At 42.2% G+C, this 17,418-nt stretch carries 15 protein-coding genes; all 15 read right to left on the bottom strand.

The window, feature by feature from the left end:
* Positions 1–6: 6 nt before the first annotated feature.
* A complete protein-coding gene (locus B7E11_RS05140; protein ID WP_080832311.1) occupies positions 7–1,308 on the bottom strand; it encodes an IS1380 family transposase in 1,302 nt (433 codons plus the stop codon).
* A gap of 80 nt (positions 1,309–1,388) precedes the next feature.
* A complete protein-coding gene (locus B7E11_RS05145; protein WP_080832535.1) occupies positions 1,389–2,531 on the bottom strand; it encodes a nucleotide sugar dehydrogenase in 1,143 nt (380 codons plus the stop codon).
* A gap of 14 nt (positions 2,532–2,545) precedes the next feature.
* Entirely contained in the window at positions 2,546–3,475 is a 930-nt protein-coding gene (locus tag B7E11_RS05150) for a glycosyltransferase family protein (protein ID WP_080832536.1), read from the bottom strand.
* Between the two features lie 35 nt (positions 3,476–3,510).
* Positions 3,511–4,689, bottom strand: a complete 1,179-nt coding sequence (locus tag B7E11_RS05155; RefSeq protein ID WP_139787079.1) for a glycosyltransferase family protein — start codon at positions 4,687–4,689, stop codon at positions 3,511–3,513.
* A gap of 23 nt (positions 4,690–4,712) precedes the next feature.
* A complete protein-coding gene (locus B7E11_RS05160; protein ID WP_080832538.1) occupies positions 4,713–6,044 on the bottom strand; it encodes an O-antigen polymerase in 1,332 nt (443 codons plus the stop codon).
* Positions 6,045–6,053: 9 nt separating this feature from the next.
* On the bottom strand, positions 6,054–7,112 hold the full coding sequence (locus B7E11_RS05165; RefSeq protein WP_176220615.1) for a glycosyltransferase family 4 protein: 1,059 nt from the start codon (positions 7,110–7,112) through the stop codon (positions 6,054–6,056).
* A 100-nt stretch (positions 7,113–7,212) separates the two neighbouring features.
* Positions 7,213–8,340: a glycosyltransferase family 4 protein gene (locus B7E11_RS05170; protein WP_080832540.1), complete on the bottom strand. Its 1,128-nt coding sequence runs from the start codon at positions 8,338–8,340 to the stop codon at positions 7,213–7,215.
* Positions 8,341–8,343: 3 nt separating this feature from the next.
* Positions 8,344–9,519 carry a DegT/DnrJ/EryC1/StrS family aminotransferase gene (locus B7E11_RS05175; RefSeq protein ID WP_080832541.1) on the bottom strand — a complete coding sequence of 392 codons (1,176 nt, stop codon included), beginning with the start codon at positions 9,517–9,519 and terminating at the stop codon, positions 8,344–8,346.
* The gene (locus B7E11_RS05180) at positions 9,506–10,267 is read right to left on the bottom strand and encodes a GNAT family N-acetyltransferase (protein WP_080832542.1); all 762 of its coding nucleotides are present in this window, start codon (positions 10,265–10,267) and stop codon (positions 9,506–9,508) included. Before B7E11_RS05180 ends, B7E11_RS05175 begins: the two co-directional genes overlap by 14 nt.
* Positions 10,268–10,269: 2 nt before the next feature.
* On the bottom strand, positions 10,270–10,911 hold the full coding sequence (locus tag B7E11_RS05185) for a sugar transferase (protein ID WP_245809630.1): 642 nt from the start codon (positions 10,909–10,911) through the stop codon (positions 10,270–10,272).
* A gap of 5 nt (positions 10,912–10,916) precedes the next feature.
* Positions 10,917–12,737 (bottom strand): polysaccharide biosynthesis protein, encoded by a 1,821-nt coding sequence (locus B7E11_RS05190; RefSeq protein ID WP_080832543.1) that lies wholly within the window; start codon positions 12,735–12,737, stop codon positions 10,917–10,919.
* Between the two features lie 20 nt (positions 12,738–12,757).
* Positions 12,758–13,450, bottom strand: a complete 693-nt coding sequence (locus B7E11_RS05195; RefSeq protein WP_080832544.1) for a CpsD/CapB family tyrosine-protein kinase — start codon at positions 13,448–13,450, stop codon at positions 12,758–12,760.
* Positions 13,431–14,204: a YveK family protein gene (locus tag B7E11_RS05200; RefSeq protein WP_176220616.1), complete on the bottom strand. Its 774-nt coding sequence runs from the start codon at positions 14,202–14,204 to the stop codon at positions 13,431–13,433. Before B7E11_RS05200 ends, B7E11_RS05195 begins: the two co-directional genes overlap by 20 nt.
* 152 nt (positions 14,205–14,356) lie before the next feature.
* Positions 14,357–16,105: an S-layer homology domain-containing protein gene (locus tag B7E11_RS05205; RefSeq protein WP_176220617.1), complete on the bottom strand. Its 1,749-nt coding sequence runs from the start codon at positions 16,103–16,105 to the stop codon at positions 14,357–14,359.
* A gap of 525 nt (positions 16,106–16,630) precedes the next feature.
* On the bottom strand, positions 16,631–17,413 hold the full coding sequence (locus B7E11_RS05210) for a tyrosine-protein phosphatase (protein WP_080832546.1): 783 nt from the start codon (positions 17,411–17,413) through the stop codon (positions 16,631–16,633).
* Positions 17,414–17,418: the final 5 nt, after the last annotated feature.

Consider the following 17,418-nt stretch of genomic DNA (forward strand, 5'->3'; position numbering starts at 1 on the left):
TATCGTTTATTCCAATAAAATACTTTTTCGCTCCATTCGTCGCCATGCCCACTGGTTTTGGAAAGACGTACTCAGTTTCAATGTCATTTGGCGGGCATGCTGGACAAACACACCTGCACAAACAAAAAACGTTCGCCGGAACCGCTGGATGGTGTAGGATCGGTGAATCGGCTCACAACAATGATGCTTGAATCGCTCAAAGAGATTATAGGCGAGCAGCTTTAAGAGCAGGTCGATTTCATTGGCGGCAAACGACTGCGTTGGAATGCGGTGGATGGCAAAGCCATTCTTGCCTTCCTTGATGTAGTTCTCCATGCAGCAGCGCTGGTTGTAGAACCGCCACACATCGATGGCTTCCCATTCCTCCGTTGTGACCATGGCTTCGTATTGCCAAAGCAAATCCAGTTCCAACTGAGACTGATCCCCGTCCCAACGCGGCATTTTGCGGATGACAGCAACACGACGCATCTTCTTCCAACCGATCGCTTGGTAGGCCAGCACGATGCCTTCAATGATCCAGTCCTCGTCCACAAAGCGTGTCCAATGCGCACAGGTTTTGACTTGGTCCTGGAGACGACTTGTCCATTTCAGCTTGCCGACGTAGCCGATCTGACGGGACTCCCAGAACGCGTAGAAGTCTTCTCCGCCAAAGCCTTTGTCAAACCGGGCATAGCGTACGTGGTGGGATTCCAACAACGCCAGCGTTTGCCGGGCAAACGAAAGGACGTCGGTCGAACTGCTCGTGTTGCCGGGACGCAGCGCGGCATTCACTAGCATTCGCGACTGCCCTTCGTACACGAGAAGGGGATGATAGCTCTTTCGGCCGCGCTTCTGACTGTTAAAACCGACTTCCGCTCCCTGCTGGTTGCCGTACACCGTCTCAACAGTCGAATCCAGATCGAGAATCAAGGAGTCGGGTAGCTGCGGTGCAATGATTTCGACATTCAGGTTTCGCAGGGCTGGCGCTAAATGGTCGTGGGCTTTGCCCAGACGAAGCAATTCCTTGTTTAACAATGTGTGATGCGGCACCCGGCCGCCCAGCGCCTGGGCGATCAAGGCATCACCTTGTAGGGATTTGAAATGAAAGAGACGTTCGCAGCCCAAAATCCAGCCGATGATGAGCATCTGCAGAATGCGATGCGTCGGAAAGATGGCATTCGCCGCTTTGGCTAGTCCAAGGCTCCGAAGGGCTTGATTCAAACCGATGTTTTCAAGAAATCCGAGGATCACCTTGCTTCCTGCAAAATTTGTTGCATTTCTCATAGAAAATGCCGTTTTCAATGACGCGATTTTTGTGGTAGACTTCACCTTAAGGGTGCTCCTCTCTTGGTTGGTGATGTTCTAGGCAAACACCATTCTACCAAAGATCTGGGCACTTTTTCATGTTTTTATGAGGTGGTACTTTCGTAATTCAGGATAAAATCAATATCATCCAAAAATTTATCAAATTCGAAATACTGGCCTTCAACTATTTTTTTGTTTATAAAAGGGTCATACGACTTAATTCCAAACGCTAAATGTTCATCCATTCTCTCTAGTAATTGTAACGTTGGGCTTTCACGGATATCATCTATATTTTCTTTGTACGTTAGTCCATATAGCCCAATTCGTGAAACACTTTGGATACCGGTTTGCTTCATAATTTGACGAATTCTTTTTAATACATATTCGGGCATATCATCATTAATATGTCTCGCAGCAAGAATTATATTCACCAAATCAGGGTAATCGCCTACTAAAAACCAAGGGTCGACGGAAATACAGTGCCCACCAACTCCAGGGCCCGGCTGTAAAATATTAACACGAGGATGCATATTAGCAATGCGAATAATTTCGTATACATCCATGTTGTCTCTACGACAAATCTTTGCTAATTCATTTGCAAATGCTATATTAATATCTCTATAGGTATTCTCAACGACCTTGGTCATTTCTGCTGTTCTAATATCAGTAACAATTATTTCAGATTTACAAAAAATCGAATATTTCTCTTTAATAATTTCTCCTATCTCTCTATGATCTGCACCAATTGTACGCGAATTATTCTCTAGTTCAAAAATCATTTTACCAGGCATAATTCTTTCGGGAGCATGAGCTAAATGTATGTCTTTACCTGACTCTTTCCTCATGTCAGAAAGTATAGGCCTAATAAATTTGTCAACCGTACCCGGAGAAATTGTTGACTCTATAACGATAATCGCTCCATCTTCAGCAACCTTCAGAGTTGACTTAATAGCCTCAATAACATAATGAGGATCTATTTTTTTACTTTTCTTGATATAAGGAGTAGGAACCGCGATAATGTAAATATCTGCCTTGATGTACTGAGTCGTAAATTTTATCCCGCCAGCTAATGCTTCCTGAAATAAGTTTTCCATCCCTTCTTCTTGAAATGGCAGATTTCCAGAGTTAAGACTATCAATTAATTTTACATTGTAATCCGTACCAATTACCTTCGCTCCACTTGCCGCAAAAATTAGAGCAGTTGGCAATCCAATATAACCTAGGCCTATCACATTAATTAAACTCATTATTGCCTCCAACATTATTCTATTTTTTTACTTTTCAATAATTCGTTAATAATTGACTTAAATTGTACTCTCCACATATCAACATTATAATTCTCTTTTACAAACCTAATTGCTTCTCTGTTTAATTCAAATTCTCCAAAATATTTTTTGTAGTTTAATTTAAATGAGTCTCTGGTTTCAAAATTACAATAATCAAATGGTATATTCCATACAACTTTACAGCCGTGTGCTAAAGCTTCTAAAACACTAAGAGCTATTGCATCACCACCATCTTTTAACCTTATAAAACACTTTGACTGATTAAGCAACTGATAAAAGCCTTCTTTGTTAGTTCGCTGTTGAATTTTCAAATTTGTATATCTTTCATATGGCCAATTCTTAATGTCAAGTAGATCTGGGCAAACAATACAAAATTGTTTATCTGGATTTAGTTTGACGATTTCCAAAAAAACAGAACCAAAATACATTTCAAAATTTTGGAGTGGTATGTAGGTGATAAAATCAAATGTTCTATTTTGATTAGGTATTAACAGGTTCTCATTTTCAATGCTAGTTAAAACAAAATACTCCGTATCAATTCCAGTCATTTCCGCAACATCTTTCGCTAACCATGGGGCACTAGATAAAAACTTTAGGCTATTGTTTAGATTTCTAAATTTCATCAAGCTGAGACTAACTACTCTGTGGATCTTTGTTATTAATTGTGGACGACTTCTTGATTTATCTAAAATAAATGTATCGGTTCCAATCCAATGAATTAAAAACGGCTTCCTTGTAAAAATCCAATACTTTAAAGTTTTTCTATTTACACCTGGCCCGTATATAACATATATTAGATCCGCCTCTTGAATTGATTCTACAAATTTAACTTCATTATCTGAACTGAGTATTCCCCTAACCATCTTGCAATGGTATTCGCTTCCGAATAAATAAATTTTATGCATTCGCTTGTCTCCATACTTGTATTTTAGGGTTTCTTTTATTTGGGAATTCTTAATATGATATCCAAAAAATTCTCTGCAATTGTTTTGGGTTTAAAGCTTGAAGACGGTTGATATTCAACATTATTCTTTTGAAGATCCTCTATAGCAATGGAAATACTCTCGGTCGTATTATCACAAAGAATATATCGATTAAATTTTTCAAAATAATCACGCAGTTGTGCTTTATTTTCTCCATCAAGTATGATAAGGATCGGTAAATTAGTGCCCGCATAATGGTATACCTTTCCTGGTATCTGTGTCCCCTTCTTATTGCAGATACAGACAAGTAAATTACATTTCTCTTCACTTCGTTTAATGAAATCATAACTTGCTCTTGGATTAATTTTTATGTTTTCCCTGCTGCTAAGTTTGGTATCACTGTTGCCTACAATACAAAGTGATGCGTCCCTAATTTTGGAAACTGCATTATACAGTGGATAAATATTTCTATCCCTCGTATAGTAGTCACCAAAATAACCAATTTGCAGCTTAGATTTTCTTTTAATGGGTATAATAGTCGATTCCAAATATGGAACCGGAATAAAATACAATTTACCCCTTAGGTTAGGGAACATTTTAATTTGTTCTTGATGGGTAAAAGGGGAGACATATACAGCAGCGTCTGCCTTTTCAAGAAGTCTTTGTTCTTCCTTTTTTATTATCCAATTGGGGAGAAGCGATTTTTTATTAATATCACTTGTAAAAGGATCTCCCCAATATTGGATCCATTTTACATTCTCCAGTAAACAAACATTTATTATCTTTTCAGCAATTAAGTGAGATGACTTGGGGTCAGATGATGAGATTACTAAATCAAAGTTCTGGTCTAACAAATTTGAGTTGACCGATGGAAGCAAATTTTTCCTTGGGTCGTATATAGAAATGGACATATAAAAATCATACAAAATCTTTTTAAAAAATTGTTTAAGTCTTTGAAGTAGTTTTGTTTTTTTCTCAGTGACTTTTAAGAAAGTCTTATTAGGATTTATATAATATTTGTTCGTGATATTGAGACGCAGAGAATGATCATAGTAAACAGAAGAGATATCTGGCTTCGCTGTACAAACAGAAACATTATGTCCAAGTGCTATAAGACCCTTAATAAGTGCCTGATTTCTGACATTTGCCGATGAACTGTATTCTAAAGGAGATGAGGAAATGAATAATATTTGCATTTAATAAACACTCACTTTTTGAATTAGCTTTTATTTCTCAATGGGGTGACAAATTTAGATATAGACAGCAGGCAGAATGACAGAATTACAACTATAACATTACCTCTTAAAACTGCTTCCAAATCTGCACTTGATATTAAGATAAACATATTAGTTACTAATATAGAACAAATAAGTTTTGTTGCATTATTGTTTGGTAGTTTTCTTAGTACAGCATCTATACGAGCTAACAAAAAACCCAAAAAACCAAACACCATAACTACCCCAGCGAGACCAAATTGAATATACCCGAATGTAATTGGATCATTTGGTACGCCACCAACAACCATCCAATTTCCCCCGGAAAAAAACAATGAAGTATTTTCGTAAGATTTGGGAAAATTAACTCCTGGTATAAAATTTAAAAATGATGTTATAAAATCAGAACCAAAATTTAGACCATATTCACTAGTGATATCTGGTATATTTAATATATTCTTAAAAGGATGGATTAGTTGATATGTGTACTTTAAATAATCTACCTTATAACTTACCCATTGATTAGTTCCAAAATAAATGAAAAGAGAATCTAAAAAATCAAGCAACGGTAAGGAGATTACGCCGACTAGCACTAGCTTCAACCAAATTTTTTTAAAATATCTACTTAATATCACATATAAAAAACTAAGAAGAAAAATGATAAGGGGAGCTCTACCTGCATTAAACAAAAAGAACGATATTGATATTAAAAATGAAAAGACAAAAAAGAATCTATCAAAAACTTTTTTTCGTAGTGACCCTAATAAAAAAAACAAGAACGGAGATACCGTAATTAACCTCGCTGGAATTATAAGTAATGAATAGTTGTAATCTACAAAATCAGTAAGTGATGAAGAGAATGATCTGTTTATATCTGCAATCTTTAAAGCATTTACAATACCACCTAGCGATGCAATAAATATAATAAAGCTAACTCCACCAATAAAACATGTTGCATATGCAATTACTGAAAGTATCTTTATTATTGATTCTTTTTTTATTTCGATTTCAATATTATGAGTAATATTCTGTTTATTGATTGTAATGTTATAAATAACGTTAAGAGAAACGAAGGCAATTAATACGAGAGAGAGCGCGTATATAAAAAAATGAATATCTTTCGATAGTATATAAGTATTAACCGCAATGTATCTAATAGACAATTCATTAATGTTAATAAATGCGATTATAGGGATTAATATATAATATATTAACATTCCAAATACAAAACCACTATAACTCCCAACAAACGATAACCGTTTGTTCTTTTTTCTTATTGAAACTAATAATACTAATCCCAAACAAGAATATAATACACAATAAAGTACTTGTTCCATTTTGCCGCCTCATAGAATAGATTTCTCATAAATCTTTTTTAACCTTAGTTCCATAATAGACCATGAATAATTTTCAAGGTAAATTTTCTTCGAGAGAATTGCCAATTCACTAAAATCTTCATTCAATATCTCATTTGAAGCTTCAATGAAAGCTTCAGGTGTAAAATCAATGGCCTTCCCAATGTTTTCTTTTAGAACAACCTCATCTATGCCGGTTCCTTTTGCAACAATAATTGGTTTACCAAGCGCCATTGCCTCGTATAACTTATTAGGTGAAGAAAACTTATGATTTTTTATCTTGGGGTCATAAATTGCAAAAAGTATGTCACATCTTCGCTCAAGTTCTAACACTTCGTGATACGGTAATTTCCCATAAAAAACTATGTTCTCGTATACATTTGAGGCTTCTTTAATGTAATTTTCAAGAGGACCGAATCCTCCAATGTGTAACTCCCAACTTCTTTGCTTAATAAAAACATCGATGATCTCCTTTAACATACGCCCCCCCCCTAATACCCCTACATAAACGAATTTTGGATTTTTAGGTTTGGTACTCTTTGTATCGTCACTCCAGTTTATTTGTATATCCGGTGAATTATGAATAACATAAAGTTGTCTTGGGTTACTTTTGGCAATCTGACGCCGCCGACTTTCATTTGCAATAATTACTGCATTAGCATGATTTATCATTACTAAATCTATACCTTCAACTAACTTTTTTAACTTCTTTGGAACATGGAAGGCATCCACATAATAGTCAAATATGTCATAGACGTACATCTTGCGAAAGAACTTTGCCAGAAACCATGCAGGAATCACAGTGTCAAAATCACAAGCATGAATAATATCATATGTTTTCCTGTTTTTAATGAGCCACCAAATTAGACAAAACTGAAACATAATTAGGGGGCCTAAGTTCCTTAGACCTGAACCATATTCTGCAGTAATGTTAAACCAACGGATTGGAACTTCTCCATTTTTTAAATTTAACTTACCTTCTGCACTTCCATGATTTTTTTTCATCCTATCCCATGCTAATATCTTTACCTCATGCCCAAGACGCAACAATGAATTGGCTTCCTTTTCAACGCGCGGATCTGGCATTACAGGATTGGATCTAAGCATTACAATTCTAATAAATATCACTCACATTCAAAATTATGTTAAGTCAATGATTAAGGGAAGAATAAATAGTCTTCATCTCTTCCTCAATTTTAACTACCGAGTATTGTTGAATTAAATTAAGACTATTACTTCGAAACCGATTCCTTAATTGGACATCTGAATATAGAAATTCTATTTTTTGTGCTAAACCTCCTATATCATTGATCTCAACAATATAACCATTTTCTCCGTCTTTTATTAAATCCCTGTTTCCCCTACAATTAGTTACAACTAACGGCAATCCCATTGCCATTGCTTCCAATATATTTACCGGTAATCCTTCCTGTTTTGATGAGGATACTGCAATATCGGCTAATCCTAGAAGATTCAATACATCGTTTCGGTAACCCATGAATTTAATTTGGTTATCTAGACCCAAACTTTCAACGAGCCCTTTGTAATAGGTGTCCTTGTTTCCCCTTCCAATTAAAAGGAGTTTAAGATGAGGAAGCACCTCTTTAAGCTGATGGACTGCATAAATTAACATCTCTTGATTTTTCCGGTCACTAAGTTCAGCAGCATAACTTAGAATAAAATCATTTTCACCAAACCCATATTTCTTTCTTAAATTTTTTTTGCTTGCTTCAGAGAGAGGTCTAAATTTCTTCAAATCTATCCCTACGCCATTTATAAACCTAGCTTTATTCTCACCAAATTTAGCTTGTGCTAGTCTATAATCTTCCTCATTAATTGTAATAATAGTATCCGTAAACTTAGCCAACCATTTCTCTATTCCATAGTAAATAATCCAGTTTTTACTGGGAGCTCCTTTATAGAAGTGGAATCCATGAGCTGTATAAACAACCTTTGTTCCTTTCCTTCTTGCAGCTCTTGCCGCTAGGCGGGTTACTGCTCCGCCTGTAGGTGATTGACATTGAATGATGTCAAATTGATGTTCTTTTAACAAAGACTTGAGTTGTTTGTAAGCTTTAATATTGCCCACATCAAACGGATTTCTAACAAAGTCAATTTGATGCTTCACTACTTTATGATCTTCATAATGATCAATATCCTCTTTAAAGTTTGCTGCAATATGAACCTCTATTCCCATTTCAATCAATACTTTATAATCATAGTGGCCAAAAATTCTAAAATGTCTCCCTAAATGAGAAACAACAAGAGCCCGCAACATATCTTAAGATGCTCCTTCTATTATCTCGCTTACAGAATCTATAACATATTGAACATCACTGTCACTCATCTTTGGATACAGCGGTAACGAAACAATACTTTCAAACCATTTTTCGGCAACAGGGAAGTCTCCTTGCTTGTATCCAAAACGATTTTTATATGCGCTCATGTAATGAACTGGGATAAAATGAACACTTGTACCTATATTTCTTTTATTCAATTCTTCTATAAACTCATTCCTATTAATTCTGGTTTTTTCCGAATTAATTTTGATGATATATAAATGCCAAGAATGAATTGTAGTGGACTCGGAAGCAGTGGGAAGCAAGAGTCCTGGAACGTTTGCGAAGGCTTTATTGTACATACTAGCTATATTTTCTCTTCTTTTTTGCATTTCACCTAGACGTTCTAATTGTCGAATCCCGATAGCTGCTTGCAGATCAAACATGTTATATTTATAACCTGGTTCTTCAATATCATATGTCCATGAACCATCTTTGGCATAGCGTTTCCATGCATTCCTACTCATTCCATGTGTGATAAGGACTCTTGCTTTATTGGCAATAAACTCATCATCTGTAACTAACATTCCACCTTCCCCGGTTGCCAAATTTTTGGTTGCATAAAAGCTAAACGAAACAGTATTTTGGGGTCTATTGCCAATGAAACGCCCTTTATATTGAGTATATATTGCATGTGCTGCGTCCTCCGACACGAACAAATTATATTTGTCGGCAATCGAATAAATACTATCAAGGTCACAGGCTTGTCCTGCATAATGAACTGGAACAATTGCTTTAGTTCGTGAAGTAATTTTAGACTCTATTTCATTTGGATCAATGCATCCTGTTAATGGATCGATATCAACAAATATTGGTGTTGCCCCTGTGTGTAGAATGGTATTTGCTGAGGCGGCAAATGTCATTGGTGTGGTAATCACTTCATCTCCAGGGCCAATCCCTCCCGCTAATAAAGAAATATGTAAGGCCGCTGTACACGAATTCATACCAACCGCATATTTCGCCCCGACAAATTCAGCAAATCTATTCTCGAATTCAATTGTCTTGGGTCCCTTTGCTAGCCACCCAGATTTTAGCGTGGATACAACTTCATTGATTTCTCGTTCAGTTATATCTGGAAGACAATAAGGAAGAAACTCTCGTATGCTATTTTGAAACATTTTTTAAACTCCTTTTCATATACGGCCAATAATGATAAATAGCACTACTGCCTTTATATTCAAATCCTACTTTAGAATAAAACTTTAAGGCCAAGCTATTGTCTAACTGTGTACCTACCTTTATAGTTTTAATTCCTTTCTTAAAGAGAAATCCTTCCATTTGATTTACAAGGGAAGAGCCAACGTTTTTGCCTCTAGCTCCCTCATCGACAGCAATTAATTCAATAATTGCACTTGATGATTTGATATCTAGAGAGAAAAAAAGGTAACCGGAAATGCAATTCTCTTGTGTGGATACAACAAAGAACTTATTTTCCTTTTCAAAGGCATCTTTTGTCCATTTCATGTAAACCTCGGACGACTCTTTCTTTGGCAAATAAGGATCATTAAAAAACCTAGAATACTTATATGAATTTTTGGCAAGTAAAAGAATTTGTTCATTCGGAGAGAAGTTATTTGATACGGATATATTTTCCACCAATTCACTCGCAGTGGTGACTTGTTTAATAAACTGAATATTAATATCTACTAAAAATGCATTAGTTTCAATCCCCAACCATGTATTATTGATTTTATTATTATTAATATTTTTAAAAGTAAAGAAATCAAATTTATTAGCAAAATCCAATAATTCTTGTTGCTCATCTACAGACAACGGGCCTTTTAATGTTGCTGATGCAGCTTTTACTTGAAAGTAGGCAGTATCCCAAGGTAACTCAATTGCCTCGTAAGAAAGTCCAGCTTTCATTTTCAACCCTCAATTTTAGATTTATTTAATTGTTCTCTCGATGAATAAATCCCCTTACGTCTTAATACTCCAATAATAGTTGCGAATAGAATTTTCAAATCTAATACAAAAGAAATATTTTGAACATAATATAAGTCATTTATTAATCTCTGTTTCCACTCCAAAGAATTTCGAAAATAAGCTTGATTGTATCCTGTGATTCCAGGCAATACATCAAGCTTTTTAATCTCATCATCTTCATAATAATTAATATGTTCAGGTAAGTCAGGACGCGGTCCAACAAAACTCATATTCCCAATTAAAACGTTAAATAGTTGAGGCAATTCATCTAAACTTGTTTTTCTAAATAATTTTCCTACCTGTGTAAGTCTTTGGTCTGAACTCGAATTGAATGTCGATCCATCAGCATTTCGAATATCAGGGGCATTTACCTTCATTGTTCGCAACTTAACCATCTTAAAGGTAGTTCCTTTTTTTCCTAACCTTAAACCACAATAAAATATTGGACCGCGATCTTCTAGAAAAATGAAAACTCCACAAATCAAGATCACTACCATAACAATCGGCATAAGAATTAAACTCAGTAAAATATCCAGTAACCTTTTAAATACTTTAGGATACATTGCCGTATCAACACCATCCATGTGAATTAAGAAACATACTCCAATATCGGAACCAAACTCTCAATCGCATCCTTGACCACTTTCGGCTCCTCGCCGATGACTCTCTCCAGTCGGCTGAACTCGAGATCCAGCTCTTTCTGGCTAATAATGCTGGGCTTGCCGATGTAAATTCGCTCGTGCTGCGTTTTCGTGGCCCCTTCTTCCGCGGTGAGCAGTTCTTCGTACAGCTTCTCGCCGTCGCGGATTCCCGAGAACTCGATGTCGATATCGACGTACGGCTCGTATCCGGACAGCCGGATCAGATCTTCGGCCAGTTTGAGAATGCGGACCGGTTCTCCCATATCGAGAATGAAGATTTCTCCGCCCTTCGACAGGGCCCCGGCTTGAATGACCAGCTGAACGGCTTCCGGGATGGTCATGAAGTAGCGAACCATGTCCGGGTGGGTAACGGTGACCGGACCGCCAGCGGAAATTTGCTTTTTGAAAAGCGGAATGACGCTGCCGCGGCTGCCCAGCACGTTGCCGAAGCGGACGGAGGCAAACTTCGTTTTGCTGTGTACGTTCAGGCTTTGGACGTACATTTCCGCGATCCGCTTGGTCGCGCCCATGACGCTTGTCGGGTTGACCGCCTTGTCGGATGAAATGAGGACAAAACGGTCGACGCCGTATTTGTCGGCGCTGTCGGCCACGTTTTGCGTGCCGAAGACGTTGTTTTTGACCGCTTCCGACGGATTTTTCTCCATGAGCGGAACGTGTTTGTGGGCTGCGGCGTGAAAAACGACTTGAGGACGATATAAATCGAATACGTAGTCGATTCGCGCGCGATCCTGGACGTCGGCGATGATCGGTTCTATATGTAAATGCGGAAAATTACGCTTCAATTCCATTTCAATGTTGTAGATGCTGCTCTCTCCATGACCGAGAAGCAGCAGCTTGGATGGTCGGAACGGCGAGATCTGCCGGCATAGCTCCGATCCGATCGAACCGCCGGCTCCCGTAACGAGCACGACCTTGTCCTCTACATATTCGGCGATCCCGACCAGATCGATCTTGACCGGATCGCGGCCGAGCAAATCCTCGACGTCGACGTCCCGCATCGTGCTGAACGAGATTTTTCCGTTGACCATATCGCGAATGCCCGGAATCATTTTAACTTTAGCGCCTGTCGATATACAAAGATTGATAATCTCGGAGATAACGGTCTTGGGAGCGGAAGGAATGGCGATAATGATTTCTTTGATTTGATGCGAGATAACAACCGATTCGATGGCATGGCGGTCGCCCAGTATCGGCAAATTATAAGCGGTCAGGAAATGCTTTTGCGGGTCGTCGTCGATGAAACCGACCAGCTTGCGATCGTTCACATTCGGACTCATAAGATCTCTTGCGACCAATACGCCGCAATCGCCGGCTCCGAAAATAAGGGTAGGAATCTTGTTGTCTTTGCCAGGGGTTCGCCTGTTGCTCAGCACGCGCCAAAATACGCGCGCTCCCCCCATTAGCAGCAGACTCGTTTCCAGCGTTCGAACGGCAACGGACAAGGGGACCCTATGATCCATATACAGCAAAGTAATCAGGTAGGCAGCTCCCCAACTGATCACGACGGCCTGACACATTGTCAATAGCTCCCGGATGCTGGCATATTTCCACATGCTGCGATACATTCCGAGATAGAGCATGACGATCAAGCAGAGCCCGGAGGAAAGCAGGCTGTATTCAAGAAACTGGCCGATATATTCGCCCGGCACACGCCCCTCGAACCGGAAGAAATAAGCCGTATAGCTGCTAAACCAAACGATTAGCAGATCGATTACAAACAATACGACCAGTTTTTTCTTGACAGCCATTTTGCATGCCTCCGCCTTGCTTAATTATTTTTATCGCCGTAGTAGTAATAGTAGTAGCCTTCGCTTTTTCTGCGTTTGACGTTGTTGATGACGACGCCGAGAATTTTGGCTCCTACCTTATCCAGGCCTTCCTTGGCTTTTAATGCGATTTCCCGTTTTACTTTCCCATGGTCCAATACCAGAATTACGCCGTCGCAACGCGTCGATAACAATTGGGCGTCGGTAACGGCCAACGTCGGCGGCGAATTGATTAAAACAATATCGAACCGTTCGCGAAGCTCTGCAATGACACTGGACATGCGCTTCGACGCAACCATTTCCGCCGGATTCGGCGGAATCGGACCGGATGTAATGACGGACAGGCCGGGAATTTTCGTTTCCTGAATCGCCTCCTCCAGGCTGCATTGCTGGGACAGAACGGAGGATAGCCCCCATCGGTTCGACACTTCGAACGTATGGTGCTCGGTCGGCTTCCGCATGTCGGCGTCGATCAACAGCACCTTGCGTTCGGATTGGGCATAGGTAATGGCCAGGTTGCCGATCATCGTCGATTTTCCTTCTCCCGGGCCTGCGGACGTTACCATGATGACCTGCATTTTTTCATCGATCGAGGAGAAGTCGACGTTGGTCCGAAGCGAACGGTAAGCTTCCGAGATCGGCGAACGGGGATTCGTATGCGTAATAAGATTGCGTTTATTTGCCGGTCGTGACACGGGATAGCTCACCTGCCTGTTTGATGGATACCGATTCGCTCGGTTTCGCCTCCGCCATTTCCTCCGGCCCCATTCTCGTAATCATGGCCAATGTCGGGAGACCGAGAACTTGTTCCACATCCGCTTCCGTCTTCATCGTATCGTCCAAATACTCAAGCAAAAACACGACGCCGACCGCCAGCATCAGAGATACGATAAACGCGATGATCGTATTCAACATGACGTTGGGCGAAACCGGGCTCGGCTGTTGGGCGGGCTCCAGCTTGGCCTCGTTCAGAATCGAGACATTTTGAACGTTAAATAAAGTAGGAATTTCCTGTTTGAAAATTTCGGAGACGGCGTTGGCGATTTGGGCTGCTTTCGAATAGGAGAGGTCGTTCACGATAACCGTCATCACTTGCGTATTGTTGACCGAGCTCACCTTGATCTTGCCCATCAGCTGCTCGGAAGTCAGGCCGAATTCGGGGTGATTGGCGACGACTTTATCCAGAATGGCGGGCGTTTTGATGATTTCTTTGTAGGTGTCGATCATTTTGATGTATGTGTTGACTTCATTTAGATCCAATTGCTGTACGGTCGTGTTGTCGGAAGCGCGATTGACGATGATCTTCGTCGAGGCTTCGTAAACAGGCTCGATTACGAATTTGCTGTAGATGCCTGCCGCGATCGTGACGATTAGCACGAAACTTACGATCCACCAGATCCGCTTCCGGACGATGCGAAAGTAATCGCGGAGATCCAATTCATTGGACACGTCATGCTCCCTCCAAGCTGCTCCTGGTTTCGGTCTATGATGCTCTACGAAGCGTACAGAAACGAGTATTTCATTAACCCCATACAAAGAACATCCTCCTCCCATCAAGATGAGAGGAGGATGGCTCCTTTGCAGACGAGAACTATCTTCTCTTATTCCGCTTCAACGTTCAGAGCGCGGTAGACGATGACGGCAGCTTCCGCACGGCTCGCATTCGCGTTCGGGCTGAATTTGCCTTCGTTGCCGATGACGATGTTCTTGCTGGCCGCAAGAGCTACGCCGGATTTCAGGGACGACGGAATCGTGCTGGCATCCGAGAAGTTAGCGAGAGCAACGTCAACGTCGGACACGGCTTGTACGCCCTTCGCCACTTGCAGCGCGCGGGAGATCATCGTAGCGATCTCGGCGCGGGAGATCGGCGCAAGCGGATCGAAGCGAGTTTCGGAGCGGCCGTTGATGATGCCATTGTCAACCGCTGCGGCTACAGCCGGTGCATACCAAGCGTTTGCCGGAACGTCGCTGAATTTGGTAGACGATGCGTTCGGGTTGTCGAGATCAAGAGCTTCGACGAGAATCTTCGCAAATTCGGCGCGCGTTACGTTCGCACGCGGATCGTACTTGCCGTCGCCGCGGCCTTCGATTGCGCCTTTAGCGGCGACAACTTTGATTTCGCGGCCGGCCCACGATTGAACGCTTGCCACGTCGCTGAACGTTACGTCGTTTTCAACGCCGACGTACGAGGAGAACGTGTAACGGTTTTCCGTCAGAACGCCGTCGCCGTATACGCCGCCTTCAACCGATTGCGTGCTGCCGTCGATTTTCAGGACGGTCGTCAGTTCCGTATCGATGCCGGTCGTATTGACCAGCGGAATTTGGATTTGAACCGGTTCGTTGAACTCGTCATAAACGGTGCCGTTAACCGACAGGCCGTAGTTGAATACGTCCGTTACCGCCGGGCGGCCGCCGGTTTGAGCCGTCGAAGCAGCCGTTCTGTCGAGCGTAAAGATCACGTCGCCGTTGACGGCGCTGATCGGGAACTTCGTCGTGGCGCCGGAAACCTTGATCGCAACGAATCCAAAGTTCAGTTCGGATGCTTTCGCGGCGATGTCTTTCGCCAGGTTGACGACGCTGGACGAAAGCGTAACGTTGCCGAGATCGATCAGCAGCGTCGGCTTCTTCAGCTTCGCTGCATTGTCGGCACCGATAGCGTCGACAAGCGAAGCTTTCAGTTGTTCGACATTGCCGAACAGTTGAGCGAGGTTGCTGGCCGTCAAGGATACGACAGCTTTGCCGTCAACTTCGCGCACGTACGAGGAAGCGTTGAATTGAGCCAGCTTCGCAATAGCTTCGAACGCGACTTTGAGCGCTTCGTCGATCAGCGCTTGCTTCTCGGCATCGGTTGCGGTTGCAAGCTTAGCCTTGATAGCGGCAAGAGCGTTCTTCGCGTCGGCAAGCGTCGTGTCGGTTACGACGCCGCCACCGCCGCCGCCGACAACCGGGTGCGTGTACGTGTAATATGCGGCTGCCAGTTCGAGAACGGCCTGGTCGAACAATTGGGTTCCTACAGCTTCCCGGAAGCCCAGGAATGCTTGCTTCAGGTCGGCTGCGGTAATTCCGAATCCGGATCCGATACCCTCGTTCTTGGCAATGAACTCTTCGAACACGGATTCGAGGAATGCCGTATAGTCGGTTGCAGGAACGCCGCTCGTATTCAACTTGTTGTTGATGATCGGAATCAAACCGTTCGTTCCATAGAGGAGACCGTACAGTTCTTCCTGGCTAAGATCCAGACCGGATTCTTCGAGCTTGGTCAACGTAGCAAGAACATTCGCATCTTTATCGAGAGCCAGAAGCGGTTCCTCGTCCAGACCGAACGCAAGCTTGATCAGGGCGCCGGCCAACACATCAACATTCGCAGAGTCAGCGCCGGAAATCGGGTTGCCTCCGATTTTGATCTTGCCTTTGACAGGAGCGAAGATTTCATCGAAGGAAGTAACTTTCCCCGCATAAGTTACATAAGTAACACTGCTTACGCTGTAAGTTGCGTCATTAACGCTCGGCGCAATATAAACGCTGTCAGCTACCGCAAAAGGAGCCGTCTTGCCCGAGTTGTTCAGAATGTCTCTAACCCCATAAACAATGTCCGTCACGCTGTATACGCCGTAAGAAATCGAACCTACGGAAGCAGCGGAAGCCACGTTGTTGAAACCAAGCTTCTGTGCGAGTCCCTTGCTGCTCAGCGGAATACCCGCGAATGCGGTTACGGCCAAGCTTGCTGCCAAAGTCGTTGCTGTTACTTTTCTCTTCAAAGACATCCACTTTCACCTCATATGTAATTTTTAAAGTCAAACCCTACCACATAATAACCCTATCAAAATACTTTTTAACACTCTTTTAACTAAGATACCATTATTAATCGACAGCGGTCAACTTTTCCTGAGAAAACCTGCGATTTTCCCCCAAATATTCACACTTTTTTCAAAAACAACGGATTCGTTCAATGAACGATTATACAGCACGGAGACTGCATTTTGTCTAAAATTCTCCTTAAATTTTTCACCCAATTTGCTAGAGATCAGCTCATAGGCTTCCTGCAACCTGAATCCCCGGCGCTCCACATGGTGCGCATCCGAAGACACGATATGGATCAGACCGGCGCGGCACAAAGACCAGGCCGACTCTTCCGCCTTCTTGCCGAACAGGCCGAGGAGCGAATGCGTCGTCACTTGGGCGTACGCTCCGACCTCGACCAGCTGCGAAAGGCGCTCCGGGTAACGAAGGACTTCCGAGTTGCGCTCGGGGTGCGCGATAATTGGCCTCTTCCCCATGATCTTCAACTCGTGAATCAAATCCGCCATACCGGACGGAATGCGCCCCGTCGGCATCTCGAGCAAGACAAAGTCGGATCCCGCCAGAGACAGCAGCTCGCCGCGCTGCCAGGCGTCCAGCAGGTCGTCGTGAACCCGGATTTCCTGTCCGCATTCGACCCGCAGCGGTATGCCCTCCTCTGCCAGACGCTCGCGGAACTGCTCCGCCCTCCGCCGGATCGCGTCCGCCTCGTTCGAATATACTCCGTTGGCATGGTGCGGCGTCGCGATGACGGTGTCGATTCCTTCCGCCACCGCGGCACGGGCCATGTCCAGGGCGTCTTCCCACGTTTGCGCGCCGTCGTCGAGACTGGGCAGGATATGCGTGTGAATGTCGATCATGTGCA

The sequence above is a fragment of the Cohnella massiliensis genome (assembly GCF_900169535.1).
Taxonomy (GTDB): Bacteria; Bacillota; Bacilli; order Paenibacillales; family Paenibacillaceae; genus Cohnella; species Cohnella algarum.